The organism is Novosphingobium sp. EMRT-2, from assembly GCF_005145025.1.
Lineage (GTDB): Bacteria > Pseudomonadota > Alphaproteobacteria > Sphingomonadales > Sphingomonadaceae > Novosphingobium.
This window is the reverse complement of record NZ_CP039695.1, coordinates 207112-231177: the sequence shown is the minus strand read 5'-3', so window position 1 is coordinate 231177 and position 24066 is coordinate 207112. Positions and strand designations below refer to the sequence as shown.

Below are 24066 nucleotides of genomic sequence, written 5' to 3'. Positions count from 1 at the left end.
GACAAACGAAGTAGTCGAGCATCTCCCAGCGATGATCCGCTTCAACCGAGAATTTCAGAACGGGGCATTACCCGACATCACTACGAAGGGAACGGTAGCGCACGATCAAACGCATGGTTTTGGAGGTCGGAAAGAGATAGAAAGTTCGAAACGTATCCATTAAGGGGAGCCAATTCTCATTCCCAGCAGGGCGCAGGTGTTCCCGGAAAGCTTTACTTTCCAGCTACTTCCTCCTTACGCCCGTCCCCATCGCTCTCCGTTGTTCCCAGCAGTTCCCGCCGCAAAGTGGGGTATGCGCGGGGGTAGCGGACCTGCCGGCGGGGGTATCGCATGCTGACCGATCAGGCCTGCCGCAATGCGCGCGCGGCCGACAAGCCTCAGAAGCTGTTCGATGGCGGTGGGTTGTTCCTGCTCGTGACGGCGAAGGGCTTCAAGAGCTGGCGCCTGAAATACCGGTTCGGCGGCAAGGAAAAGCTGCTCACGATCGGCGCCTATCCGGAGACGTCGCTGCGCGCGGCACGCGATCGGCGCGACGAAGCGCGCAGGCTGCTGCGCGAGGGGACCGATCCCGGGGAACAGCGAAAGGCGGTCATGGCGCGCCGGCGCTGGGGGATCGACGAGGCCCGCACGTTCGAGGCGATCGCCCGGCTGTGGCATGGCCAGCATTGCCCGGGCTGGAAACCGAAGCACGCGCAGGACGTGATCAGCAGCCTCGAGAACGAAATTTTTCCGACGCTAGGGCGCCGCGACATCGGCGAGATCCGGGGCTCAGAGATCCTGCAGCTGCTGCTGGCGATTCAGCAGCGCGGCGCGATCGAGACGGCGCACCGGATACGTGCCCGCGTTTCGAGCATCTACGGCATGGCGATCGCGGTGGATCTGGTCGCGGCGGATCCGGCGGCCAAGCTGTCGCAGGCGTTGCGCCCGATCGGCAAGCGCATGTTTCCCGCGCTGCTCAAGCTGGACGAGGCGCAGGTGTTTCTTCGGACGATGGAGGAACAGCCGGCCGATCCTACGACGAAGCTGGCTTCGCGGTTGCTGGCACTGACCGCCGCGCGCCCGGGCATGATCCGTTTCTCGGAGCTGCGCGAATTCGAGGGGCTCGATACGGCGGACCCGATCTGGCGTGTGCCGGCGGACAAGATGAAGCTGCTGCTCGACGAAGCGTCGCAGGAAGCCTTCGAGTTCACCATCCCGCTCTCGCGACAGGCGGTCGACGTGGTTCGCGTCGCGGCGGCGTACGCAGCCGGACGCACTTACCTGTTTCCGTCCGCGCGTCATCCGCGCCGGCCGTTCAGCGAGAACGCCTTGTCGACGAACTATCGCCGGGTGCCGGGATTCGGTGGCCGGCATGTTCCGCACGGATGGCGCGCCAGCTTCTCGACCATCATGAACCAGCGCGCGCTCGATCAGGACCGCCCCGGCGATCGCGCCGTCATCGACCTCATGCTGGCGCACAAGCCCGCCGGCGTCGAATCCCGCTACAACCGCGCTGCATACATGGGGCGCCGCCGCCAGATTGCGCAGGAATGGGCCGACCTGCTGGTGCAGGGCTTTGCGCCGCCGGAAACCCTGCTGGATGGCCCGCGCCGCTGAAAGCCGGAGGCCGCGCATGACGGCGCGGGCGATTGGCGATGTCCTTGCCGGCCGGCAGGGACGCGGAGACAGCCCGCGCAGCGGCGAAGCTGTCTGGCGCAACAGCTACACCGAAGGGACGATCGAGGATCGCATATGGCGGCCGATCGGCGATGGCAGTCGAAGGGGCGCGCGACGAAGGATCGGGGCCGTGGTCAAGAGCGCCCGCGCGCTCGAGGCCCGGACCAGGCGCGAACGGCAGAAGTCGCAACCGGGGTGCCGCAACGGCATCCTTGGCCATATCGGCGTCGCGGTTCTGGAGGCGCTGTACAACATCGTTGATTTCAGGACCGGCCGCCTCGAGCCGGCGATCGCCACGCTCGCGGAAATGGTCGGGCATTCCTACCAGGCCGTTCATAGCGCGCTGCGCCGCCTCCGCGCGGCCGGCTTCCTGCATTGGGTCCGACGGTCGCGCCCGCTCGAAAACAAGGGTGAGGCCGGTCCCCAGGTCGAGCAGATCACCAACGCCTATGCGTTGTTCCTGCCCAAGCCGGTCGAGGACATGGTGCGTCGCCTGATCGGCAAGGGGCCGGCGCCCGACGACGCCAGCTGGGCGCGCGAACAGCAGAAGGCCCAATGGCGCGAAATGCTCGACGCGCTGGACCCGGCCGACTTCGTGGACGCCATCTGGACGGGCGATCGCCTGCGAGGCGAAACGCTCAAGCGCATCGGCGAACTGATCGATGCCCGCGACTCACGCGAGCGCGAATCTTCGACGAGTGGAGAGACCGGGGTCATCTGATAGATGACGTGAAAGGACGGCCTTCGGCCGGCGTAGCTCGATCCCGTAACGCCCGAACAGAGGCACCACCCGCCAGAGGCGGCACACCAGGTCGCACTGGTGTACGGGGCGGCATGCGCCGCCCCGGGCTTCCCAGGGGGAAGAGCACGGACCGTGCCATTCCGCACCCGCCGTCGCGCCAGCGGTCAGGGCAGCGGGAAGTTGGAAACGATCAGCTCGGTCACCTTGCCCGCGCGGGTTTCGCTGGTGCCGATCGCCCAGGTCGTTTCGACGGGCCGGATCTGGAACCGGCCGAAGCGCTCGCGGATCGCCGGATGGTCGTTGATCGATAGAATGAACTTGGCCCGGCCGGCGGCGAGCTGCGCGGCCAGTCGATCGAAGTCCGCGCGGTGGAACACGTCCGCGCCGTAATCCGTCTCGCAGCCGTAGTATGGCGGGTCCACATAGAACAGCATGCCCGGCCGATCGTAGCGCTCCAGGAAACGGTCGAATGGCAACTGCTCGATGACCACGCCGGCCAGCCGGTCGTGAATGTCCGCCAGCATCGGCTCGAGCTTGGCGACATTGAAACGCGCCGGCGCGCGCGGATCGACGCCGAACCCCCTGCCCTTCACCTTCCCGCCAAATGCCAGCCGCTGGACATACAGGAACCGGGCCGCGCGCTGCAGGTCCGTCAGCCGATCGGGTGGCAGGGCGAGCAGGCGCTCGAATTCCGCGCGGCTCGCCACGCGGAACCGCATCATATCGATGAAATAGGGGTAGTGCTCCTGGACGACGCGGAAGAACGTGGCGACGTCGCCGGAGATATCGTTGATGATCTCGGCCCGCGGCCGCATCGATCGACGCAGGAAAATGCCGCCCATGCCCACGAATGGCTCGGCATAGGATTCGTGCGGAGTCTGGTCGATCATCGCGCAGATGCGCCGCGCCAGGTTGCGCTTGCCGCCCTGGTAGCCAGCGGCGGGGGAGACAGGGCGGACGGAACTCAGGGTTAACGATTTCATAGGGATTGGTGGTCCACGAGGCCCCTGCCCGTTGCGCGGGTGCGGGGCGGCCAGTTGGCCAGCTGTGTCGTGGCGAGGCTCACACTCGTCGGTTTTCCGGGTTGCAGCCCGGTGCCCCCGCCTCGCGGCAGGGAATTCGTGAAATCAGGCTGTCAGCAACGCGCCCCAGCGATCGAACAGACGCCGGCGTTGTTCGAGCAGCTGCGCGCGGTTGTACGCGGCCTCGACCTTGCCCTTGCCCGCGTGCCCCAGCGCCGCATCGATCGCGGCGCGGTCCTCGGGGTGCAGTTCGTTCAGGATGGTGCTGAAGCTGGCCCGCCAGCCATGGGGCACGTGCCGGCCGGCAAAGCCCGCGCGGGCATAGAGCTGGCGCAGGGCGCCCTCGCCCAATGGACTAGTTCGCCGCGCGCTCGGAAAAACTAGTCCACCCGAAGAATGGGTATCATACCCGATCTCGGCCGCGGCGCGCAGCACGGCCACCGCCGGCGCCGACAGCGGCACCAGGTGCGCGAAGCGGTCCGATTCCTTTTTCGCCCGGGCGAGCTTCATACGGGCCGGCGGCACGCGCCACAGCGGCGCAACGCCGTCAAGATCCTCGAGCTCGTCCCAGCGCATGCCGCGCACTGCATCGAGGCGCACGGCGGTCAGCGCCAGGAACCGCGATGCAAGCGCGGCGGCCGATGATGCACCGGCAACGCGATTGCATGCATCGATCAGCGCCCGGCATGCATCGATCGACGTCAACGCGGCGTGCGGCTGCGCCAGCGCGGGCGCCATCATCGCCCGGCCGAGCATCGCCGCAGGGTCCTGCGATGCCAGCCCCTGCGATATCGCGTAACCGAAGATCGCGCTGCAACGCTGCCGGATCCGGCGCGCCGTTTCGCGCCGGCCGCGCCGCTCGACCGAACCGATCGCGTGGAGCAGCTCGGCCGCGCCGATCTCGCCGATCGGCCGCTTGCCGATCGCGGGGAAGACGTCGCGCTCCAGGCTGGCCAGCACGTCGGCCGCATGCGTGGTCGACCAGCGCGGCACCTGGTGCGCGTGCCAGGCGCGCGCGAGCTGCTCGAACGTCTCCGGCGCGGCGCCGGCATGAGCTGGATCGCGCCCATCGCGCAGCACCGCCTTCGCCTCCTCGCGGCGCGCACGCGCCTCGGGCAGCGAGACCTCGGGGAACCGGCCGACGGTGAGCAGCTTCTCCCGGCCGCCGAAGCGGTACTTCAGCCGCCACGATTTCCCGCCGGTCGGTGCCACATGCAGGAACAGTCCACCGCCATCGAACAGCTTGTAGGCGCGCGCCTGCGCGCCGGCGGCTTTCACCGCGGCGATGGTGAGCATGAGCTATTCCTAACTTGCGCAATTCAGCAAACTGACCCGAATGCTTGTCTCACGCGCGGGCGATGGTTACCTTGGCTGTGCAGCGCAGGCCTCGACGCACCGTCATGGTCCGAAAGGGCGGCCAATCAGGCCGCCCTTTCCTTGTTCGGAACGCGGCGGATAATCCCTCCGCCGCGCGCCAAGGCGAAATCGGCCGTTTTCCGCGCGAAAAGGCGCGGGTGTGGCGCGTCTTTACCCCCAGCGATACCCCCAAATCAAACGCTGTACGGCCTCGGCATCACGCCGGGCACCAGACTCATCTGATCGACGTAACACGCCTTCGTCGCATCGGGTGCGGTGCTGCTATCTGCGAACATGCGCAGGCGCACGATCGTAGCGTCGTCGGGGATTTGATATGGTTCCAGCACGGTCCAGCCAAAGCCATTGGTCTGCGTGATGTTCGCATCGGCGATCTTGACGTTTTTCGTTCCACCGATCGACGCGGCTGTGACCACAAGGCAAAGCCTGCCTAGAAAATTGCTGCTACCACCCGTGTCACGCCACACACGCGCGCAACCGGTCACCCAACGACCCAGCAGGTAGTTGCGCAGGGCAGCGGGCACTTGCTGTTCGATGTAGCTTTCAGCCGTACCGCTGCCGATCATCTTGCAGCTAAACGGCTTGCGCGGGTTGGCGTAGTTCGTCGTGTCCTTGCTGATCGCAATTCCACCAGCGCCGCCCGCCGTCCATCCGTCAGGCGCGGCGGCCGTGTTGGTCCACGTCTGGAAGTCGCCATTGATGATCAGTTGCTGATCCGCCGGCAGCAGCAGCGAGGGCTGGCGGGCAATGCCGACACCTGGCGAACTGGCATCCCACCACTTGTTGAGCATATCGACATAGAGCGCGCAGCCGGTGCCGGTGCTCTCATGGATGCCGTCGCCGTTGTAGAGGCTGTTCGGCTTCCCGGCGGCAAGGTAGGCCTGATAGACGGTATCATCCACCGCGATGCCCCACGCCGCCGCATTGTTCAGCAGCGCCGGGCGCCAGCTCGTCTCCCCATTGGTGTTGGCCTGGAGCGGATGCTGCGTGGTCCACAGGATCGGTGCCGTCGGGTTGACCGTGCGGAACTGCTCAATCGCGGCCAGCATCTCGCCGGCGATATTGGGGAAGCTGGCCAGGTTAATGCCGTGCCCGATGAACAGGGCATCCGCCGGCACCGCCGCCAGCGCACGAAGGAAGTAGGCGTGCATGAAATAACGCGGGATCGAGCCGGAGACGCTGGCCTGATAGATGTCGAGCCACAGCCCGTTGCCGGGATCGCGCGGCGTTTCGGCGAGCACGTATTTCTGGGTGGTCAGGCTGTCATAGACATAGATGCGCACGCCGTGCGTCGCCGGCAGGCGGCCGGACGCGATCAGGCTGTCCGCCCATTGCGCGGGATAGCGGCGCGGCGTGCCGTCGGCGGGCACGCTGTTGCGCGTGGTGCTGTCGCCCCACACCAGGATCGTTGCGCTCTGCCCGGCCGCCAGCTTGCGCTTGACCGATGCCAGCCAGTTGTCGCGAAAACCGATGCCAGCGGCGGCAATGTTTGCCCGCTGCGCGCCGCGCGAGGCCAACAATTGAGCGAGAGGATCTACCGCCATATCAGTTGCTCCCGTCCACGAGGACCGTGGCCGAAAACTTCAGCCATCCCGAGCCCCGCACCGAGTAGATGCCGGCGCTGGTGATCGAGGTTACGGGAGTCCCGTCCAGCGCAAGGAATTGCCAAGGGTAATACGTGACCCCGTCCTTCGATCGCAGGACGGTAACGGTTCCCGCGCCATCGTACTGCACTTCCACCGCGCCAAAGGCGCGAGCGTCGAACGCCGTGTTGGCGGCTAGGGGTGCCGCCGCGGCAGCCGGCAGCGAGACCACTTCCGCAAACGACGTGTCGCCCATATCGCGGAAACGCTTTGTGATGCCGCTCAGGACGGTTGTCAGGAAGTCGGCCATATCAGTTCTCCTTGGGTGCGGGGTCGTTCGCCGGCACGCGGGCCTGGCGCTCGATCCACGAGATCAGTTCATCGAGCTGGAGGGCTTGCTGGGTGGCGTCCCATCGCTGGTCGAGAGAAAGTCCGTCCGCGCAGGCCGGCGCATCAGCTCCGGGCGCGGCATCGCGAACGCCGGGCACTGGCTCGCCTCCGGCCGCACCGCCAGCGGTTCCAGCGGCGGCCGCGGCTTGCTGGCGCAGCTGCTCATAGCGAGCGCGATAATCGGCAAGGCGCCGAGCATAGTTTTCCGCCACATCGGTGGAGATCCTTTCCTGTTCGCCCTTCACGCGCGCCAGGCGAAGCGTTTCGTCGCGCGCAGCCTGCGCCTGCGCCTCCTGGTAATGGTCTTTCGTCGCCTGGTGCGCGGCGCGTTCGGCATCGCGCTCGCGCCGCGCGGTCGCGGTCGCGGCGATCGCCGCGTCACGCTCCGCGATCAGCCCCCCGCCCAGCACGGGCGCGCCGTGGATCTGCACCAGCAGGCCCAGGCAGATCCCGACCAGCGCGATCGCGCCGGCGCGCCAGAGGTTGCCGGTCAGCGCGGCCCACATCAGCGGCACTCCGCCAGGTTGACGTTGCCCACGCGGTTGATGATCCAGCCCGGCATGAAGTCCTCGAACTTCCCGTCCTGGCGCGTCAGCGTCAGGTAGTAGACGGCCTGCTGCGCATCGAGCAGCTTCACCGTCAGGCGGCAGGCTTCCGCCGTTCCCCGCGCGCGCTGCAGCTGCCGATAGGCGGCGATTGTGCCGGCTCCCACTTTGCCGTCGACGGCGATATCGGCGTAGTCGCGGCCGCCGCGATTCAGGCTGTTGAGCGCCAGCTGGAACCAGCGCGAAGGCTGCGCCGGCCCGGTATTGACGCCGGCGTCGATCGCCTCGATCGCCACGGGCCGCGCGATCTCGATCAGCGGGCCGAAGCCCGGTCCCATGATGTAGCGATCGGCCAGGATCTGCGCCGCGCGCTCCTGTGGCAGATCGCGCATCGGGCCGGTATAGCCCGCCTCGCGCGCAACCGCCTTCGTCACGCCGTGGTTGGTTTCGCCGCCGGGATCGCTCGGGTGGTTGACGTACCCACCTTCCACCCCAAGCAACAGCGCAAGCACCGCCATCACGCCAGCGGTCAACCCGCTGGCGCGTTTCGCATCGATCGCCATGATGGTGTTCCTTCTAGGGGTCGTGCCGGCCCTCGCCGGCGACATCGTCGCTGGCCGCCGCATCCGGCCCATGCAGCCAGCGCTGTACGGTGGTGGTCTCGTAGATGCGCAGCGCCGTCCAGATCACCGTCAGCAGCGATGCGATGGCGGGCAGGATCTGCACCAGGGCGCCGACCAGCGAGAGGACGGATACCGTGTCGACGGTGGCCTTGAGGTTGTCCGAAAGGCCGTCGAACGCGGCATGCAGCAGGTCGCGCATGGTAGTGCCCTTCTCAGTCGTCGAGGAATTCGTACTTGCGGAAGGCTCGCTCGCAGTGGTTGGGATCATCCCCCAGCGCGATCGCCACGCGATCGATCATACGCGCAGCCAGGATCGCCCAGCGCTGTCCAGCGGCGGCGCACTGCCCCACAAGGCTGCTGATCAGTTGCCGCCCGCTGGGCGGAGGGGCCAGCCCCAGCCAGTAGAAGGGCAGCACCAGCAGCGTGTCAAAGAAGATATCGGCCGCCGTCGCCAGGGCGGCCAGCCCGATCTTAAGCCGGCCCATCACGCGGCATCCTGGACGACAGTTGCCCAATCGACGTGCGCTGCGCTAACCGCAGCTGCAATGTTCGCAGCCGCCGCCACGGCTTGTTTCGCCGCCATCCGGGCCGCCTCGATCCTTGGACCGATCGCGGCCCATTGCGCAGCGCGCGCCGCCACCACGGCAGCGAGCGCCGCCACCGTCACTCCGGTTGCCAATGCCTCGGCCGTCAGAAACGGCACCACGGCAGAATTGTCCGCAAGATAGGCGGCGGCCTCGGCCTCCTTGCGGAGATAGGTCATCGCCTGTCCGGAACCACTGGTGATGAACTCCCCGCGCGTCGCCTCCGCCTGCTGGTCGATCGCTGCGCACATGTGCGCGATCAGCGCGGGCAACAGATCTTGAGTGTCCAGCTGCCAGAGCGCCACAGGCACTGTCAGGATCGCGCACCCCTGCGGTGGCTGCTGGAGCGCGGCACCGCCATCGGGAACAGCGCCCCTGCCTTCCAACGCGCCAGTGTCGGCCCGGTAAATCAGGAAATAGTCGGTCACTTTTTCAGCTCCACAGCTTTCAACAGGCGGTTGGTAAAAGCGGCACCGACATCGGTGTGTGTATGATAGGCGCGCGCCTGCACCTTGTAGATCGCGGTTCCCGCACTCGGCGTGTCGATGACCTCGAAGTATCGGTAATCGGCTGAATAATCGGACGGGTAGAGCGCCGGTCCGGAGAATATCTCGCTGCCGTTCCGCAGCAGCCGGATGTCAACCGTGGGGATATAGCCGGCATCGCCCGCATAGATCGCGTTGACCGCGAAGCCGACCTGCAGCGCGACGCCGATGGCCGAAACCGTCAGCGACTGCACGTCTGACCACGATGGATAGCCATCGCTCGAAACGCCCCCACCCACGCCGGCGGAGAAGACATAGCCCAGCGCGGTCACGGCATTGGTCTGAACCGATGCCGTCGATACCTTGTCCGTCTTGATCGTGCCGTCGGAATTCACGCCGGCATTGGCGGCGTTGGCCCCGCTTTCGACGGTCGTTGCCGCCGTCCCGCCGACGTTCGTGCCGGCCGGCGCGCCTACCGTCGCGCCGGCGGCGATCCCAGCGAGCTTGCTGCTTTCGGTGGTGTTGATATCGGCAAGGGCAATCGGCTTTCCGCTCAAGGCGTTATAGGCATTGAGCGCGTTTGCACCGACAACCCATGTGCCGCCCAACCGCAGCTTGAACACCGCATACGTGCCCGAAATGTCGACCCACAAATCGCCGTCGACGCCACCCGGGTCGCTTGTGGCGTAAGTGACGACGTTGCGGGTCGCATTGTCCTGCGGCTTGCCCCATCCGCCTATGCCGGCCCACTGCGCCAGCGTTGCCGCCTTGGCGTCGATCGCCTGCGCCAGATCATAGAGCGCCGCGCCATAGGCATCGCGCGCGCCGTCATAGGTTGCGCGCACCACGGGTGAGTCCTGCGTGATGTCGTTCCAGGCAGGTGCCAGCGCGGCCAGCATGCCCAGCCATGAGGCCCGCGCCGATGCCGCGGCGCTCGAGCTGACCGAAAGGCTGGCCGCCGTGGCCGAAAGCGACGCCCACTTGTCCGCAAGCCGCGCGGATTCGGGGATCAGCTTGGTGATCTTCTCGTTGATCGAGATGATACCGTCGTTGGCCAGACCGGCGACTTTGGTAATCGCGTCATGTGCGGCGCCATAGGCTTCGTCGGCAGATGCCTGGACATAGCCGATACCCACCACGATCGGATCGTTCAGCGGATCATAGGTGATCGCCGGCGCGGCGACCACGGCCGGCCGCTCGTCCGCATCCCAGGAATAGATCGCCCCGGCTTCCTCGCGTAGCACCATCGGGCACGTGCCATCCTGCCGGATCGTATGCTCGATCACGCGGAACAGCTTGTTCTCGAACGCCAGCGCCGGGAATGTCAGCCGCACCACGCTGCCCACCTGGCACCGCCACGCTGACGCCAGGAAATCGGCGGAGAACGTGCCGGGATACTGCGCCCGCTGTAGATAGGTCTTGGCCAGGCGCTGCGCCTGGCTGGCGCTCTGCACCATCGAAAGATCGAACGTGCTCGATCGCTCGATCCCGTCCATGCTGTCGATCGACACGTCGGGGTAATCGACCAGCTGGTACAAACCGGCGTTGCTGGCATCGACGTACTTGCCGCGCACGGTCGTGAAGCTCTGGTCGATCGGTGGCGATTGCAGCCAGGTGAAAGCGTCCACCAGATCCGCCGGTCCCAAATCGACGATCGGCGTGCCCAGGTCGTTGTGCAGGATATCGAGCGAGAGCTTGCCGCCCGCATCGCGCAGCACGCCATTCATGCTGGCCAGCAGGTTTCCGAACACGGTCGAGGGATCGTCGCCCTCGGACCATACCCCGTCGGCGCGGTAGCGCGGTTCGGTGCCACCCACGGCCAGGGCTACCGCTTCGTCGCAGAGGTTCGCTGCCGCGATGAACGACGGGACGTCGATGCGCGATGCCGGCAGGCCGATGCCCACGGCGAGCTTCCAAGCGCCCGTCAACGGGTTCTGGATGCGCCAGCCCAGCAGGAACCACAGGAGCTGCAGCGCCGGATTGCGGCCGACGTCGTCGGAAACCCAACCCCAGGTCGCCTGATCATTGGCCCGCTGCGCACCGCTGCCGCCGACCGTGCTGTCCTGGCGCGGATCGTAGAGCTTCGCACCACGCCCCCGGATCGTGATCCGGCTCGGCACGCTGCTGGAAAACGGGCTTTCAGCGTTGCTGGTATTCCCGGTCAGCTTGTAGCGCAGCCACAGATAGGCGCAGCCCGCGAAGCGCGATTCGGACGAGACCCAGCTGGTCGATCCCGTGATCGTGAAGGCGTTGCCCGCCGTGCCCTCGGTCCGCGTGGTCACCCACAGGTAGCCGGCATACTTGCTGGCAACGCCGCCCGTGGCCGACCAGGCCATGGTGTCGTCAAACCAGATCTCGTCGATCGACTGCACGGCATGGCTCGCCGCGACGATGATCGAATTGAGGTATTCTTGGTTGCCGCCCGTGTATTCCTGATAGCGCACGTCGCAGTTGCCGGCGGTGTGCCCTACCCAGCTCTTGCGGTACTCGCGCGGGTTCAGCGTCGCCGTCAGCCTGTCCGTCGTCGCGGCGCTTGTCTTGGCGGGTTTCGGTCCCAGCCCCAGCACGCCGGCGACCGTCTGCAGAGCACCGGAAACGCCAATGCCGATCAGGGAAACCAGGGCGACGTTGGCGATCGTCGCGGCGGTGCCGACCGCAACGCCGGCGCCAGCCAGCGTGCCGAAGATGGTGCCGCCGATCGCCGCGCCCACGCCGGGTATGACAAGCGCCGCCACGCCGACGACGGCGGCGACGATTTTTACAACCTTGCCCACGGTTTAGATCGAGAACGGAACGCGCCAGGCGCGGGTCCACTGAGAGAGAGATAGCTGGACAAGGCCGGGCATGCCGTCCTCCTCGCCGACGAAGCAGGCAACCCGACCGATGCACACGCCCAGGCTTCGGCCATCGAACACCACGTCCCCGCGGCTTGCGCTCGCGGGGCCGATCTCCACGAAATGCGCGGCGGCGATCGCCGGCACGTCTTTCCAGCCCATCCGCGTCATCACGCGGCGCGCGCCGATCGGCGTTGCGTACCGGCCCCGCATGCCGGCGGCGGGATCGATGCCCGTCATTGCGCCGATCGCCCCGGCACAGAACAGCACGCAATCGATCCGCCCCCACGCGAACACGGCATCACGGTTGGCCAGCAGGTAGTCCGCCAGCGCCTGTTCCCAGCCACCGTGCCGCACCAGCGCGCTCACAGGTACAACTCCCGCAGCGTGCTGGCCCGCTCGCTCACACCAGCCCCGCGCACGCTGGACGCGCCCGCGACGCCCTTGGTCGATCCATTGGCAATGCCGATCGTCAGCGCCGCCGTGTTGTCGTCGTTGTCGAACTGCGCCTGGTCCAGGTACGTGCGCCCCGATGCCTTGGTCAGGCTGGCGAGGTAGGTTTCGACATCCAGCTTCACCGTCTGGCCGCTGGGTTCGCCCACGATCTGCAGGGCGGACATCCGCCCCGTGTAAAACGGCCAGATCGCGCCCTGCTGCACGCCGGCTGCGTCGTAGACGGCCGCCCACAGCCGCGCCGTGCGCCCGCGCCACAGCGCCGCGTTGCCCAGCACGTTCAGCAGGTCTGTATCGGGGCCGACGATGCCGGAAAGCGTGAAACTCAGCGTTTCCGCGCCGCCTTCCTTATTGTGAACCTCGGTCACGCCAACCAGCGACGGATCCACCGCATCAAACGTGCCGTCGAGCTCGGCGTCTCCGGTGCCAGCAAGGATTAGCGTCCGCCCCGCCGTTGTCACGCGCACGGGATCGCCGTCGAAATCCAGCCACGCCAGCCATGCGACATCGAAGTATCCGCCGGCGAGCTGCGCGCCGGCAAGGGCGTCGGGCAAGGCCATCAGAATGCCTCCTCCGCCTGGAACGCCAGGGTGTACTTCTGCCCGGGATCGACCGAGTGGGTGAAACTGTCCTCGGTCAGCGCCACGTGGGCGAATGGCAGGATCGTCTCCACGCTGCCCGCTCCGGTCGTTGCGTCAGCCCGCAGGGCCGGCGCGAACGATGCGGTGGTGCCCGCGATCGGCGCGGTCAGCACAACCAGCTGGTACGTGCCGTCCACCAGCTTTACCGTCATCATCGCGCCCTGCGGCAATGCCGGCGGCGTGGCGGACAGCGTCAGCGTTCGGGCGCCGGCCGCGCCCAGCACCACGGTCGGATTGGCGCCGCCGTGCTGGGCCGCTTCGACGGCGATCACCGGGAACAGGTTCACCTGCCCCTTCAGGCCGTTGAAAAACCCGATCCAGGGCTGAGCGGCGGCCATGCCAATCATCGGCCGCAATTCGGCCGAGCAGCTCCACCACGATCCGCCGGGCAACGTGGAAACTTGCCGGCGCCCGGTCCACCCGGACCGGTTCACCTGGTGCGGCTGCTTCAGCGTCCACTTGATCGACCGGATGGGGATGGCCGCCGGCGGCGATACGATCGTCACAGGCTCCTCCGGTTCAGCTGGCGCGTGGTGTTGGCCGTCGCGGTCTGCACGATCACCGGAAGTGCATTGGCCAGCTCGCGCCGGATCATCGCCACCGTCTCGGCCGTCGCGCCGGGCGCATTGATCTGGATGGTCACGCCGCCGGCGCCGTCGCCCCCGCTGGCCGCAGGCCCGGCGCGAACGACCGGCAGACGCGGCGATACCAGGCCGCCGGCGGCAAAGCGCGGCAGTTGCCCTGCGTTCATGGCTTCGATCAGCGGCCAGTAATTCCGGGTGGCAGCGGCAGTGTTGATCGATTCACCGTTCGAGACCGCGATCGGTTCTCGCCCGCCTACCAAGGCGAGGATACTGTCAGATGTTCCTGTGCCCGGGCCGGAAATCATCCGGCCGCCGCCAGCAAACCCAGCGATGCGCCCACCACGCGAAAAACCGAGCACGGCCGTAATCGCCGAGCCAAATGCGCTGCCGAAGCTGAAGCCGCCGCCCTTCCCCGATACTTGAGCCGCCACGAACTGTGCCAGCACCCGCGAAATTACGCGTGTGCCGATCTGCTCGAAATCACCCCAGATGGCGGAAACACCGCCGCGCATCCCGTCCTCGAACAGGTTGGTCAGGAAATCGACCTTCCGCTCTTCAAGACGGTAGGCTTCATCGATCACCCTCTGCCGCGCCTGCGCATCTTCGGTACGGATGCGTTCGATGAGCAGCAGCTGCGCGTCGTATTCCTGCTGCGTCGATTGCTCGATCGCCTTGCCCCGTGCCTCCGCAAAAGCGGCCGACGCATCACGGACCGGATCCTTGAACTCCTTGAGGATCGCGTCGAGCCGAGCCTTCTCCGCTTCGCGCGCAAGCGTTGCTTCAGACTTGCCGCGACCGCCGCCAGCGCCGCCGCTTTTTCGGGCAGCCTCTGTTGCTGCGTCACGGGCCTGCGAGGCCCTGAGCACTTCGGTGCGATAAGCCGCTTCAGAAATGGCATTTCGCTGAAGACGCGCATTGAGATCATCCAACGTCCGTTCGTATCGGCCGTTCGCAGCGGACACGGCATCGGTTTGCTCGATGACGGATTGCCGGATCTGCGCGCCGCGCTTCAGCCTGATCGTTTCATCGCTGGCCGAAATCTGGGCGGTGAGGCTTTTGATCTGCCCCTGCAGGTCCGTGACGGTGCGATCGAGGAACGGAAGAACAAGGCTGTTGCCTTCGCTGCCGGGTTCGCCGGATTGGGCGCCAACCTTGGCAGCAGCAGCCCGCGTCTGAGCGAGTTGAAGCTCTGCGATGGCCGCTTTGCGGGCTTCCTGCGCGCGTTGGCGCAGAGAATTTGCCTTGTCGATATCGGCTTGGATGCTCGCTTGGGTCGAACGCGCCTCACGGACGGAGGCCTCATGGAGATCGTCGATTGCCTTGCGGAGTTCTTCTGCAGCATCGGTGTGCTTGCCCTCGGCTGTGGCGGCGTCGCGGTGCGCCAGCGCGAGGTTTCCAACGATGGTAATGGCCGCGATCAACGCGGCACCCCACGCACTGCCCAGGAATCCGATGAACCCGCTAGCCTCACCCTTGAGCAGGGCAATGGCCTGGATCATCTGCGTGCCCTGTTGAGTGAACGCTATGAACGCCAGTTTGGCCGTTTCGGTACTGCCCGCAGCTGCTCCCAGCTGAACGCCGAGGTCGGAGAGATTGTACGAGATCTGCTGCATGGCGGCCTTCTGCTGGCCCGCCGAAACGACAATCCCCCGCCCACCGGCGGCAAAGACCTGCTCCGCTGCGCCGGCCTGCCGCAATTCGATTTCAAGCGCCTCGAGCTGGGCCGCTTCCAGCGCTAGCGCCTGAGCGCGCTTCTCGGCCGCGATCGTGGCTGTGCGCGCGGCCTGCAGGTCGAAGCCGTAGGCCGAAGTCAACCTTCCCTGCGCGAGCGCGGCACGGTTGACCGCATCTTCGATCGCGCGGGCATTTGCCGCCTGTTGCCGGGCAGCTTCGGCTGCGGCCCGCGCATCCGATGCTCCGACTGACAGTCCACCACCTGCGTTGGCGGTTGATTTCGACGCCAGCGCCTGGATACGGCTGAAGCTCGACGCGAATTCGTTCTCGACCTTCTGCGCTGCAGCGGCCGCGCTACTCTGAAACGGGCCGAACGACTGATCGCCCATCTTGGCGATCTGCCGCCCAACCGATTCAGCAACCTTGGCCGCCTTCCGGTCGAACGCTACGAGTGCACCTTCGCCGATCGCCAGCTGCTGGCGCATCGCTTCAGTTGGCGCGTCCACTTCCAGGAACAGGCTGGAAGTTTCCCGATCGGCCATAGTGGTCTCCCGGCAAGGCGGCAGGCGTCAGGGTTGCGCGGCGCGGTTGAGGCGCTCGTACCCTTCGACAGCGGTCCAGAATTCATGCGGGGTGGCGCGCCAGAACTGGTCTGGCTGCCACCCCAACGCGGCGATCGCGAAGCTGCTCAGCTTTCGGCGGGGACTTCGCTCGTCGTCGTCGTCCCCGCCTTCACTTCCCCCGAGGCAGTGAAGTTCCCCGTCACGGCCATGCTGAGCATGCCCGACACGATCCCCAGCACACGGGCCATGCCGCCTTCGGCCTCGACGATCAGCTGCCCGATTCGGACGGCGTTCGAGGCGGCGATGCTGGGCTGCTGGGTTGCGCGGCCCCATGCACGGATGCATTCGGTGACCACCTGCGACAGGTCGGCAAGGCGCATCTTGCCCTCGAGAGCGGCGCGGGCGAGCTCTAGCAGCCCCTTGTCTGTCGAAGCCTCGAAGGCGAAGATCGCCTCATACGAAGGGCGCAGCGCCATCGTGGCACCATCGAGCACGAGCGAGACTTCACCCCGCTCTTCGCTGGCGGGGCGGGCGGTGTTTTCCGCTTCGGCCATGGTGCGATCCTTACGCCAGCGCGTCCGTGGTCGGTGCGGCGGCCAGCGAGAGCTGCGAATTGCACTTCACCACGTCGTTCTTGCCGTAGTCGGTGTCGAAGCTGCCGATGTACATCGATGCCTCGAACACCACGTCGCCCGCTGCGCCGGCCGACCCGCCCTTGCGGATCTGAAATTTCTTCGGGCTGCTGCCCTGGGCGGCGGTTTCGAACAGCGTGTAGCCGTTGGCGTCGGGCAGGTTCGGATAGAGCTCGACGTCGATCGTCAGCGTCTTGAGGCCCGGCGCCTGGGTGCCATAGGGATAGTCGTCCTTCGTCGACGTATCGATTTCGCCGGCCTTGCGGCTGACCTTCATCGAGGTCTGGCCCTTGATCTCGTTATAGGTCCCGGGCGTGGCACTTTCGATCCACAGGCGGTAGTCGTTGCCAAGCTTCTTGGCCATCAGCGGTCTCCAACGAAAAAACCCCGCCGAAGCGGGGTGCGATTGGGGCCAGGGCGGCCCGGAGTGGGGTGTGGGTCAGTCTTGCAGGGCAAGGACCGCGAAGGCGGACGTGCCGATGTAGGTGCCGCCGTCCTCGCCCAGCTGCGCGTCGTCATCCTCGAACGTAAACGCCAGCGTCCAGCCATCCTGTTCGATCGTCAGGCCGTCCAGCGTGTCCTCGATCTGTTTCTGCAGCGCCAGCAACGGCGCGCGCTCTTCCGCGCTCACCTCGGCCTGGATCAGCAGCGAGATGCGGCGATCGCGATCGCCCTTCCCGCCGATCGGCGTGCTTTTCATATCGCCGACCACCACGATCGGCAGCATCGCGCCCTCCGGCGCATCCTGATAAACGGTCGCGCCGGTGACCGCAGCGTCCAGCTGCTGGAACGCGACCAGCTCGGTTATGGACTTGGCGTCAGTCATTGCCGCCACTCGCGATCGATCGCAGCGCGCGGGACCAGATGCCGCGCACGGCGGTGCCAATGTATTGGCGCAGCACCGGGAAGCTGCCGGTCACGAAGTGCTTGCCGGCCATCGCCCGCACGTTGACCGGGTGGTATTTCCGCCCCAGGTCCCGCGTCCGCTTGCCCGCGTAACGGCGATAGCCATTGCGCGGAACAGCCACGACGTAGCGCCGCTTGGCCACCTGCGCCTTCCGGCCCAGGTCCTGGATCCGCGCATAGAACAGCTTCGACCGTCCGGCGCGTGTTCCCAGCAGGCCGACGCGCAGCTTCATGGTCCGCTCCGAGACCTTGTAGGTAATGCCCTCGCGCGTGGCGCCCGTGCGCCGTGGCGCCTTGGCCCGCATCGACGATTGCAGGGCGCGGCCGCCGCTGTTCAGGACCGAAACCATCTGCCGGCGGAAGTTCTCCGGCAGATCACGCATCATGCGGCGCACCTTGCCAATGCCACGAAAGCCCCGCGCCATCAGGCTGCCGCCTCGCCCGTCGCGCAGGTCATCACGATCTCGCGCCGATCGTCGCTCCAGGCGATGGTCTTTATGTTCATCGCCTGGCCGCGCCAGAACAGGCGCAGATCCGGCGTCAGGCCGCTGCGCGCCCGGATCGTCACGCGGTAGATCTGCACCGCGCGTATCACGGCGTTTTGCAGCGCCTCGTCGCCGCGAAGAGGCAGCACCTCAGCCGCGACATTGCCGGCGACATCGATCCAGTCGCGATCGTCGCCGTCGGGGCGCTTGCGCCCGCCCCGGCCGTTGTCGACCAGGTTGCGTTGCTGGATCGCCAGCCGCTCGCGGTATCGCGCGGTCGGCCGCGGTGCGCCTGCCGTCATGCCAACCAGATCCGATGGTTTGCCAGGGCCGGCTCCAGATCGAAGGGCCGGTCATCGAACCGCGCGCGGATGGCGCGGAGCATCGCCACGCGCACCGCCGGCGGCACAGCCGTTCCGTCCGCACCGTAACCGACCTGCAGCTGGATCTCGATCGCGTCCGGCAGGTTTGCGGGCTTGGGCCAGGTCACTCCGGTTGCCGGGCGGACGCCCTGCTCGAGATCCGCACCGAACAGCACGTAGGCGGCGGCATCGACGGTAGCTTCGGTGCCATCGAGCGCGGTGTATGTGATCGCGTCGACGCTCCGCACCGGGCCGATCGGCAGGTGCAGCAGATCCGCGAACGATGCGGCCGCCAGCTTCACCGTCTGGTTGACCAGGCGGATCGAAGCAAGGCGTTCCACGTCCTCGCGCACGCCGGCGATCAGCGCGGATAGCTCCGTGTCGAAGCTGTCGATGTCCGCATCGATGCGGACGAATTCCTTCACCGCCGCCAGCGTCAGTGGCTCGGCCGCCGGCGCTGTGACGATGGCAGGGCTGCTCCACATGGATCAGCCGGCCGTCTTTGCCGTCTTTGCCGTCTTTGCCGGCTCCTTCGGCGCAGCGGGCTCTTCCGGCGCAACGGGCTTTTCCGGCGCGGCGGGTTCCGCCGGCGCAGCAGGTTCTGCCTGCGCAAAGGGCTCGGCCGAGATCGCAAAGCCGGCCTCGATCAAGCGCAGGGCCTCCGCGTCGTCCGCGAATTCGTGCAGATCGCCGGCGTGCAACGAAATGTTCGGTCCCGCGAGGGACGTCTTCATCTTCAACAGCATTGTGATTCTCCGGAATGGCGGGGCGGGCTGATGCGGCCCGCCCCGCGTTCGCTCATCCGGCCTGGATCAGGCCAGCTTGAGGTGCTTGACAGCGTCGGCGTCGACCAGCTCGCCGTCGTAACGGACGAGGCCGGCCATGCCGATCTTCGGCCAGAAGCGTTCGCGGACGGTGCCGATCAGCGGCGAACCCACCTTGCGCACCCAGTACCGGCTGAAGTCGCCGAAGATCACGGCGCGGTTGCCCGTGGCGATCGCCGGCACGTCGTCGTTGATGCTGTAGGGCTTGTCGAGCAGCATGGACGGCGCGCTGATGCGCACGTCGCCCATCTGCCACAGGTAGTTGCCCTGGCCGTCCTTCAGCTTGCGCAGCGCAAGCAGGGTGGTGTCGGCGAACATCCAGCGGCACTTCGGGCTGCGGCGGTACGGCGCGCGCACCGAGTGCTGCAGGTCGAGCAGCTCGTCCGCGGCGATCGCGCCGGTGGCGGCGGCCGTCTTGCCAAGCGCCGATGCGGTAACGATGCCGTTGGGCTGGCTGGCGCCCGTGCCGGTGGTCAGGCGGGCGTTGGTGCGACGGCCCAGGCGTTCGCCCAGGGCTTCGGCCAGGAACGATTCGAGATCGAACACCGAGTCCTGCATCAGCTCGAAGCTGATCTTCACCCACGGGGTGGCATCGACATAAGCGTCGAGGCGCTTCTGTGCGAACGTCAGGTCGCCGCTGTTGTCGTCGGTCAGGTCCGCGCCCTCGGCCAGCGCAGAAGCGGAACCGCTGGTGTCGTCGTTCGTCGGGATGTCGAACTCGTTGCCCGATCCGGTCACGATCTCGCGCACGATGTTTCCATCGTACATCGGACCCCAGTCCTTCATCGTCTTGACGATCTCGCGCGCCAGCTCGACCGGAACGGTATAGCCACCCGATGCCGCCGTGCCCGCCACCTGCACGCGCACTTCCGGATCGTGGCCGGCGCGCAGGATCGTGCGCTGCTCGTTGGTCAGCGCGCCGACATCGGCGCCGGAACGCAGAAACGCGTCGAAGGCGTCGCGGTATTCGGCCTGGCGCTGTTCCTTCGCGCTCTTGCCGGGCTTGTCGCCGCCATCGTGGTCGCCGGCGGCGCGGGTCTCGATGTCATCGCCGTTCGGACGCTGGCGTTCGCGGCGCTCCTGGTCCTGACGCTCGATCTCGGCCTGGCGCTCCTCGCGCGCGATGGACTTTTCGAGGGCATCGAATTCGGTCATGATCTTGTCATGGCGCTCTTCGAGCTCCTTGGTGCGCGCTTCGTCGGTGTTCTTGGTGATCTCTTCGAGCGCGTCGCGGGCCTGGGTAACCAGCTTGCCCCGCTTTTCGTGCAGTTCGGTCAGACTTGCCATCTGTCTCTCCTGGGCATGAAAAAGCCCGCCGCCGGTTTCCCGGGGCGGGCTGCGAAGACGGGGAAAGCCCGTCACCTCCGGCCTTCCGGCCGGGTGAAAATCAGATGCGGCGTTCGATCTGCGCTTGCCGTGCGCGCCGCTGCGCGATGCGGTTCATGGCACCGGCCTTGTTATGCTCGCGCCGCTCGGCGCGGGCGTGTTCCAGCGATCGCAGGCCGACCGTGGTATCAGGGTACGCGGGCAGCGCGGTATAGGTGATCTCGTAGAGCTCGGCTTCCAGGATCGTCCGGTGGGGCGGATCGACCGTTTCGTCCCACTCGCATTTGCGCGTGCAGAAGCCGAACGACATGCCCGGGATGTCGCCGCGATCAATCTGGATCGCCAGATCCTTGCCGTCCATCGTCCCGGGCAGCTCGTTCTCGAAGTACAGGCCCTGCTCGTCCTCGCGGAGCGTCAGGGTGCCGGCGCCGGTGCGCCCCATCACGCGGCCGATGTCGTGGCTGTGCAGCGCGACGACATCATTCTCGCGCAGTGACTTCGCGAAGGCGCCCGGAGCGATTTCCTCCGTAAACCAGTTGCCGATCGTCGTGCGCGAATTGAAGCGGGCGGCATAGCCCCGCGCCGTCTGCGCGCCGTTGTCGGCCGCGCGGCATTCCAGCTTGCTGGTAAAGGCGCGCGTCTCGCGCTCGTCGGCGCCTGGTTTAGTCTGCGGTGCCGGCATCGGCAGGGTCCTTCGGGTCGGTTGTGTCGTTGGGGTTGGTGGTGTCGTTGGGATCGGGCGGATCCGCGTTGTCCAGCGGCGGCCCGCCGTTGTGGACCATCTGTGTCGGCATCGTGCCGAGCGGCACCGTGGCCTGCTGGACGTACAGCCTGGCGCCGGCGCCCGTCGGGTCTTTCGGGCGGTTCTCCAGCGCGCGTGCCTCGTCGGGCGTCAGCTGGCCCGTCAGGATCGCGCGGGCGAGGCCCTCGATCCTGTCCTTGAAGGCGCCGCGCTGGATCCCGTCCAGGTTGTGCTTGACGGTGCGCGAGCGCCGGCGCTGGCCGAACAGCTTCAGGTTCAGTTCGTCTTCCAGCGCCTTGCACCAGTGGGCGATCAGGTGCTTCACCAGCTGCAGGTCCTGCTGCTCGGTGTTGCTCATCGTGCCCTTGGACAGGTCGCCCAGGAATACCGGCGGCATGCCGAAGATTCGGCCGATCTCCTGAATCTGGAACAGGCGGGCCAGCGCCATCTGCCCCTTGTCGGGATCGGTGCCGACGGACTTGAGCGAATGGCCCGGCGGCATGCCGAAGAATGGCAAGCCAGCCGCCTTCGCCTGGTCGATCGCGCGTTTGATGTCGGCCTGGGCGCGCCGCAAAGCATCCGCGCCGGTCGGCATCGGCCCCTCCAGCGCGAGCGGCGGGACGCCGCCGCCGGCGAAGAATGACGCCGCGAAGTCATGCATCGCGATCGCCAGCGCGATCGCCTTTCGGCCCTTGTAGATCGGGCTGTAGACGTCGAGCTGGTTGGGGCGGAGCATGAACGGCACGTCGATCACGTCTGCCGCCGCATATTCCTTGCCGTCGAACCGATAGTAGCGGCGCCCGTTGCGGCGGCCGACAACCGTGTTCGTGGTGTCCATCGGCCACAGCGCCACCGGACGCGTGCCCTGGCGCTCGATCCACGTCAGCCCGCGGCCCGTCGTGAACACCTGCTGCCAGAAATACTGGCGCCAACCGAAGCTGCTCCATTCGCTGTTCGGCGCTTCGTTCAGCAGCATCGCCAGTTCGCCGTCGATCTTGTCCTCGGATCGGTAGGCGTGAAGCGGCAGGCTCGCGTTGGTGCGGGACAGGAAACTTACCGCGCACAGCACCGCGGGCACTTCCAGCGCGGCCTCGATCGACACCGGCGGCAACTGGTTCGTGCGATCGAGCACGCCCAGCAGCGCGAGCAGCTCCTCGCTGTTCGCGCTCAGGCTGTACGCCGGGTTTTCCAGCGGATTGCCCGACCGGCGCTCTGCCGACATGCGCCGGTAGTCGTCTGGCGACATCAATTCTGACCTGTCAGGCTGAAGTTGGGATCGTCCCAGGGAGAGGTCGGCACTGCTTCCTCCTCCTTGGCGATCGCCACGCCGATCGCGGCGATCAGCGCTACGGGATTGTCGATCTTGGCGGTGTCGCGCGGCTTGCGCGGATAGACGTTGTCCTTCGCGTCGGGCTGCGCGACGACGTTGTTGATCTGCCACTCCATCACCGGGCAGCCAGCGTGCGCGATCGTTCCGGCCTTTGTCAGTGCGTCGAGCTCTTTCATCGGCTCGCTGAAGTTCAGCACGATCGGGCGGTACTCGAGGACCGGGAAGCCCTCCTTCACCATCGTGGTCACCATGTAGGTGGCCTGGTGCGGGTCGTATGCCACCTGCTCGAGCTGGAACATGCCGCGCACCTGGCGCAGCACTTCCAGGATCTCGTCGTAATCGATGATGTTGCCATCGGTGACGTTCAGCAGGCTCTGCGCATCCCAGCCCTGATAGGCTTCGACCTTCAGCACCGTTTCCGACGGCACGAAATAGAACCCGATCCGGATGTACGGATCGTCGATCGACGGCTTCGCCGCGATCGGCGGGAAGAGCAGCTCCAGCGCGGCGATGTCGACCTTGCTGGCAAGGTCCAGGCTGGCGATGCACCGCCGGCCGCGTAGGCGCTCCAGCTCGATCGCGTCGATCGCGCGCACCGGAATGTCCGGATCGCGGCACTTCCTCCATGCTTCGACATCGAAGTAGGCCGCCTTTGCCGCAACCCACAGGTTCAGGTGCTTCGTCTTGAAGACGCCGACCTTGCGCGGGGTCGATATCGCATCGCGCTGCCGCGCCTTCAGGAAGTCGGCCGAAACAGAAACGTCGTAATTCGGATTGGCCTTGCGGAGCGCGGCCTCCGATCGCCAGTCGTCGTCCTCGTCGATCGTGTATTCGACGAAGAACGTCTCGTCATCCAGCGGCGGGCCAGCCCCAAGGCCAAGCGCCGCGCGCTGGCCGGTAGTCTTTTCATCGTGGCCGATGCCGGCCAGCTTGCGCCGCTCTTCGTCGATCCGCGCGTAACAGGGTCCGGCAAGGTTATCGCCGGCGGTGGTGATCAGCACCTGCAGGGGCTGATCGCGCGCGCCCATGCCGGTCTGCATGCAGTCGACCTGCCCGTCGTCCGCGTGCTCGTGATATTCGTCGTGGATCGAGCAGCTCGGGCTTTGTCCGTCGCCCGGATCGCCGACGATCGTCTCGAACTTGCTGTTGTCCTGGACCCGGGTGAGGTTCTTGGCGTTGACCTCGATCCCGAACCGCTGGAGCAGCGCCGGTGTGCGCTGCGCCATCAGGCGGGCCGGGCCGAACACCTCCCACGCCTGCTTTTCGTTGGTCGCCCCGGAATAGACCTCGGCGCCGAACTCGTTGTCGGCGCACAGCATGTAAAGGCCGATGCCGGCGGACAGCGCAGACTTGCCGTTCTTGCGCGGCACGACCACGAACAGCACGCGGAATCGGCGGAGCCCGTCGCGCTTGCGAAGCCAGCCGAACGTGCAGCACAGGATCCAGATCTGCCACGGCTCGAGCCGGATTGTCTCCTTCGATCGCGCCCATTTGCCCTTCGAGTGCGGCAGGCGTTCGATGAACTTGCAAACGCGCGATGCCTGGTCCGCATCGAACCGGTGCGGGAAGTCCTTGCTCCGCTGCGCCTTCAGCTCGTCCAGGAACCGCTGGCATTGCAGCCGGATCGACTTGCAGGCCGGTATCTTCCCCCGCGTTACCTCGCGCGCATAGCGCTGCGCGATCTCGGGATAGTTGCGGCTCTCCAC

The 24066-nt window shown here is 66.6% G+C and carries 28 protein-coding genes; 2 read left to right on the top strand and 26 right to left on the bottom strand.

All coding sequences use genetic code 11. The annotated features are described in order from the left end of the window. Nucleotides 1-330 precede the first annotated feature (330 nt). Together FA702_RS01265 and FA702_RS01260 are read left to right on the top strand one after the other, a co-directional pair. The gene (locus tag FA702_RS01265) at nt 331-1596 is read left to right on the top strand and encodes an integrase arm-type DNA-binding domain-containing protein (protein ID WP_136954694.1); all 1266 of its coding nucleotides are present in this window, start codon (nt 331-333) and stop codon (nt 1594-1596) included. A gap of 16 nt (nt 1597-1612) precedes the next feature. Continuing rightward, a complete protein-coding gene (locus FA702_RS01260) occupies nt 1613-2377 on the top strand; it encodes a hypothetical protein (RefSeq protein WP_136954693.1) in 765 nt (254 codons plus the stop codon). A 185-nt stretch (nt 2378-2562) separates the two neighbouring features. On the opposite strand, the gene FA702_RS01255 is transcribed toward FA702_RS01260, so the two are convergent. The 26 genes from FA702_RS01255 to FA702_RS01130 all read right to left on the bottom strand — a co-directional run bounded on the left by FA702_RS01255 (nt 2563) and on the right by FA702_RS01130 (nt 24066). Next, complete coding sequence (locus tag FA702_RS01255; protein WP_136954692.1) at nt 2563-3381, bottom strand: DNA adenine methylase; 819 nt, start codon at nt 3379-3381, stop codon at nt 2563-2565. Nucleotides 3382-3525: 144 nt separating this feature from the next. Further along, on the bottom strand, nt 3526-4716 hold the full coding sequence (locus FA702_RS01250) for an integrase arm-type DNA-binding domain-containing protein (protein ID WP_136954691.1): 1191 nt from the start codon (nt 4714-4716) through the stop codon (nt 3526-3528). A gap of 254 nt (nt 4717-4970) precedes the next feature. Next, nucleotides 4971-6338: a hypothetical protein gene (locus tag FA702_RS01245; RefSeq protein WP_136954690.1), complete on the bottom strand. Its 1368-nt coding sequence runs from the start codon at nt 6336-6338 to the stop codon at nt 4971-4973. A gap of 1 nt (nt 6339) precedes the next feature. After that, complete coding sequence (locus FA702_RS01240; RefSeq protein ID WP_136954689.1) at nt 6340-6687, bottom strand: hypothetical protein; 348 nt, start codon at nt 6685-6687, stop codon at nt 6340-6342. Nucleotide 6688: 1 nt separating this feature from the next. Then, nucleotides 6689-7273, bottom strand: a complete 585-nt coding sequence (locus FA702_RS01235; protein WP_136954688.1) for a hypothetical protein — start codon at nt 7271-7273, stop codon at nt 6689-6691. Continuing rightward, the gene (locus tag FA702_RS01230; protein WP_136954687.1) at nt 7273-7875 is read right to left on the bottom strand and encodes a glycoside hydrolase family 108 protein; all 603 of its coding nucleotides are present in this window, start codon (nt 7873-7875) and stop codon (nt 7273-7275) included. The genes FA702_RS01235 and FA702_RS01230 overlap by 1 nt, the downstream gene beginning before the upstream one ends. Nucleotides 7876-7888: 13 nt before the next feature. After that, entirely contained in the window at nt 7889-8134 is a 246-nt protein-coding gene (locus FA702_RS01225) for a hypothetical protein (RefSeq protein ID WP_136954686.1), read from the bottom strand. 13 nt (nt 8135-8147) lie between these two features. Beyond that, a complete protein-coding gene (locus FA702_RS01220) occupies nt 8148-8423 on the bottom strand; it encodes a hypothetical protein (RefSeq protein WP_168195968.1) in 276 nt (91 codons plus the stop codon). After that, nucleotides 8420-8947, bottom strand: a complete 528-nt coding sequence (locus FA702_RS01215; protein ID WP_136954684.1) for a hypothetical protein — start codon at nt 8945-8947, stop codon at nt 8420-8422. The genes FA702_RS01220 and FA702_RS01215 overlap by 4 nt, the downstream gene beginning before the upstream one ends. Beyond that, nucleotides 8944-11778 (bottom strand): phage tail protein, encoded by a 2835-nt coding sequence (locus tag FA702_RS01210; protein ID WP_136954683.1) that lies wholly within the window; start codon nt 11776-11778, stop codon nt 8944-8946. The genes FA702_RS01215 and FA702_RS01210 overlap by 4 nt, the downstream gene beginning before the upstream one ends. 3 nt (nt 11779-11781) lie before the next feature. Continuing rightward, nucleotides 11782-12207 carry a hypothetical protein gene (locus tag FA702_RS01205; protein ID WP_136954682.1) on the bottom strand — a complete coding sequence of 142 codons (426 nt, stop codon included), beginning with the start codon at nt 12205-12207 and terminating at the stop codon, nt 11782-11784. Next, nucleotides 12204-12851, bottom strand: coding sequence for a hypothetical protein (locus FA702_RS01200; protein ID WP_136954681.1), 648 nt, complete (start codon nt 12849-12851; stop codon nt 12204-12206). Before FA702_RS01200 ends, FA702_RS01205 begins: the two co-directional genes overlap by 4 nt. Continuing rightward, nucleotides 12851-13438, bottom strand: a complete 588-nt coding sequence (locus FA702_RS01195) for a hypothetical protein (protein WP_136954680.1) — start codon at nt 13436-13438, stop codon at nt 12851-12853. The genes FA702_RS01200 and FA702_RS01195 overlap by 1 nt, the downstream gene beginning before the upstream one ends. Next, nucleotides 13435-15732 (bottom strand): hypothetical protein, encoded by a 2298-nt coding sequence (locus tag FA702_RS01190; protein WP_136954679.1) that lies wholly within the window; start codon nt 15730-15732, stop codon nt 13435-13437. The genes FA702_RS01195 and FA702_RS01190 overlap by 4 nt, the downstream gene beginning before the upstream one ends. A gap of 27 nt (nt 15733-15759) precedes the next feature. Next, the gene (locus FA702_RS23510) at nt 15760-15858 is read right to left on the bottom strand and encodes a phage tail assembly chaperone (RefSeq protein WP_168195967.1); all 99 of its coding nucleotides are present in this window, start codon (nt 15856-15858) and stop codon (nt 15760-15762) included. Nucleotides 15859-15878: 20 nt separating this feature from the next. Further along, the gene (locus FA702_RS01180) at nt 15879-16307 is read right to left on the bottom strand and encodes a GTA-gp10 family protein (RefSeq protein ID WP_136954678.1); all 429 of its coding nucleotides are present in this window, start codon (nt 16305-16307) and stop codon (nt 15879-15881) included. A gap of 10 nt (nt 16308-16317) precedes the next feature. Next, complete coding sequence (locus tag FA702_RS01175) at nt 16318-16749, bottom strand: phage tail tube protein (protein WP_136954677.1); 432 nt, start codon at nt 16747-16749, stop codon at nt 16318-16320. A gap of 75 nt (nt 16750-16824) precedes the next feature. Continuing rightward, nucleotides 16825-17211, bottom strand: a complete 387-nt coding sequence (locus tag FA702_RS01170; protein WP_136954676.1) for a DUF3168 domain-containing protein — start codon at nt 17209-17211, stop codon at nt 16825-16827. Beyond that, nucleotides 17204-17716: an HK97 gp10 family phage protein gene (locus FA702_RS01165; protein WP_136954675.1), complete on the bottom strand. Its 513-nt coding sequence runs from the start codon at nt 17714-17716 to the stop codon at nt 17204-17206. The genes FA702_RS01170 and FA702_RS01165 overlap by 8 nt, the downstream gene beginning before the upstream one ends. Beyond that, nucleotides 17716-18078 carry a head-tail adaptor protein gene (locus tag FA702_RS01160; protein ID WP_136954674.1) on the bottom strand — a complete coding sequence of 121 codons (363 nt, stop codon included), beginning with the start codon at nt 18076-18078 and terminating at the stop codon, nt 17716-17718. The genes FA702_RS01165 and FA702_RS01160 overlap by 1 nt, the downstream gene beginning before the upstream one ends. Continuing rightward, nucleotides 18075-18623 (bottom strand): hypothetical protein, encoded by a 549-nt coding sequence (locus FA702_RS01155; protein WP_136954673.1) that lies wholly within the window; start codon nt 18621-18623, stop codon nt 18075-18077. Before FA702_RS01155 ends, FA702_RS01160 begins: the two co-directional genes overlap by 4 nt. Nucleotides 18624-18626: 3 nt before the next feature. Continuing rightward, entirely contained in the window at nt 18627-18884 is a 258-nt protein-coding gene (locus FA702_RS22965) for a hypothetical protein (protein ID WP_210417573.1), read from the bottom strand. A gap of 66 nt (nt 18885-18950) precedes the next feature. Then, nucleotides 18951-20249, bottom strand: coding sequence for a phage major capsid protein (locus FA702_RS01145; protein ID WP_136954672.1), 1299 nt, complete (start codon nt 20247-20249; stop codon nt 18951-18953). A 100-nt stretch (nt 20250-20349) separates the two neighbouring features. After that, on the bottom strand, nt 20350-20970 hold the full coding sequence (locus tag FA702_RS01140) for an HK97 family phage prohead protease (protein WP_136954671.1): 621 nt from the start codon (nt 20968-20970) through the stop codon (nt 20350-20352). Beyond that, the gene (locus FA702_RS01135; protein ID WP_136954670.1) at nt 20951-22276 is read right to left on the bottom strand and encodes a phage portal protein; all 1326 of its coding nucleotides are present in this window, start codon (nt 22274-22276) and stop codon (nt 20951-20953) included. The genes FA702_RS01140 and FA702_RS01135 overlap by 20 nt, the downstream gene beginning before the upstream one ends. Further along, on the bottom strand, nt 22276-24066 hold the full coding sequence (locus FA702_RS01130) for a terminase large subunit (protein ID WP_136954669.1): 1791 nt from the start codon (nt 24064-24066) through the stop codon (nt 22276-22278). The genes FA702_RS01135 and FA702_RS01130 overlap by 1 nt, the downstream gene beginning before the upstream one ends.

Bases quoted from the DNA above. Each gene is read 5' to 3' on its own strand.
- FA702_RS01255 (WP_136954692.1), bottom strand. From the start codon at position 3,381: ATGAAATCGTTAACCCTGAGTTCCGTCCGCCCTGTCTCCCCCGCCGCT.
- FA702_RS22965 (WP_210417573.1), bottom strand. From the start codon at position 18,884: ATGCTGTTGAAGATGAAGACGTCCCTCGCGGGACCGAACATTTCGTTG.
- FA702_RS01225 (WP_136954686.1), bottom strand. From the start codon at position 8,134: ATGCGCGACCTGCTGCATGCCGCGTTCGACGGCCTTTCGGACAACCTC.
- FA702_RS01250 (WP_136954691.1), bottom strand. From the start codon at position 4,716: ATGCTCACCATCGCCGCGGTGAAAGCCGCCGGCGCGCAGGCGCGCGCC.
- FA702_RS01235 (WP_136954688.1), bottom strand. From the start codon at position 7,273: ATGTGGGCCGCGCTGACCGGCAACCTCTGGCGCGCCGGCGCGATCGCG.
- FA702_RS01160 (WP_136954674.1), bottom strand. From the start codon at position 18,078: ATGACGGCAGGCGCACCGCGGCCGACCGCGCGATACCGCGAGCGGCTG.
- FA702_RS01240 (WP_136954689.1), bottom strand. From the start codon at position 6,687: ATGGCCGACTTCCTGACAACCGTCCTGAGCGGCATCACAAAGCGTTTC.
- FA702_RS01170 (WP_136954676.1), bottom strand. From the start codon at position 17,211: ATGACTGACGCCAAGTCCATAACCGAGCTGGTCGCGTTCCAGCAGCTG.
- FA702_RS01200 (WP_136954681.1), bottom strand. From the start codon at position 12,851: ATGGCCTTGCCCGACGCCCTTGCCGGCGCGCAGCTCGCCGGCGGATAC.
- FA702_RS01165 (WP_136954675.1), bottom strand. From the start codon at position 17,716: ATGGCGCGGGGCTTTCGTGGCATTGGCAAGGTGCGCCGCATGATGCGT.
- FA702_RS01190 (WP_136954679.1), bottom strand. From the start codon at position 15,732: ATGGCCGATCGGGAAACTTCCAGCCTGTTCCTGGAAGTGGACGCGCCA.
- FA702_RS01230 (WP_136954687.1), bottom strand. From the start codon at position 7,875: ATGGCGATCGATGCGAAACGCGCCAGCGGGTTGACCGCTGGCGTGATG.
- FA702_RS01155 (WP_136954673.1), bottom strand. From the start codon at position 18,623: ATGTGGAGCAGCCCTGCCATCGTCACAGCGCCGGCGGCCGAGCCACTG.
- FA702_RS01180 (WP_136954678.1), bottom strand. From the start codon at position 16,307: ATGGCCGAAGCGGAAAACACCGCCCGCCCCGCCAGCGAAGAGCGGGGT.
- FA702_RS01135 (WP_136954670.1), bottom strand. From the start codon at position 22,276: ATGTCGCCAGACGACTACCGGCGCATGTCGGCAGAGCGCCGGTCGGGC.
- FA702_RS01265 (WP_136954694.1), top strand. From the start codon at position 331: ATGCTGACCGATCAGGCCTGCCGCAATGCGCGCGCGGCCGACAAGCCT.
- FA702_RS01245 (WP_136954690.1), bottom strand. From the start codon at position 6,338: ATGGCGGTAGATCCTCTCGCTCAATTGTTGGCCTCGCGCGGCGCGCAG.
- FA702_RS01175 (WP_136954677.1), bottom strand. From the start codon at position 16,749: ATGGCCAAGAAGCTTGGCAACGACTACCGCCTGTGGATCGAAAGTGCC.
- FA702_RS01145 (WP_136954672.1), bottom strand. From the start codon at position 20,249: ATGGCAAGTCTGACCGAACTGCACGAAAAGCGGGGCAAGCTGGTTACC.
- FA702_RS01260 (WP_136954693.1), top strand. From the start codon at position 1,613: ATGACGGCGCGGGCGATTGGCGATGTCCTTGCCGGCCGGCAGGGACGC.
- FA702_RS01140 (WP_136954671.1), bottom strand. From the start codon at position 20,970: ATGCCGGCACCGCAGACTAAACCAGGCGCCGACGAGCGCGAGACGCGC.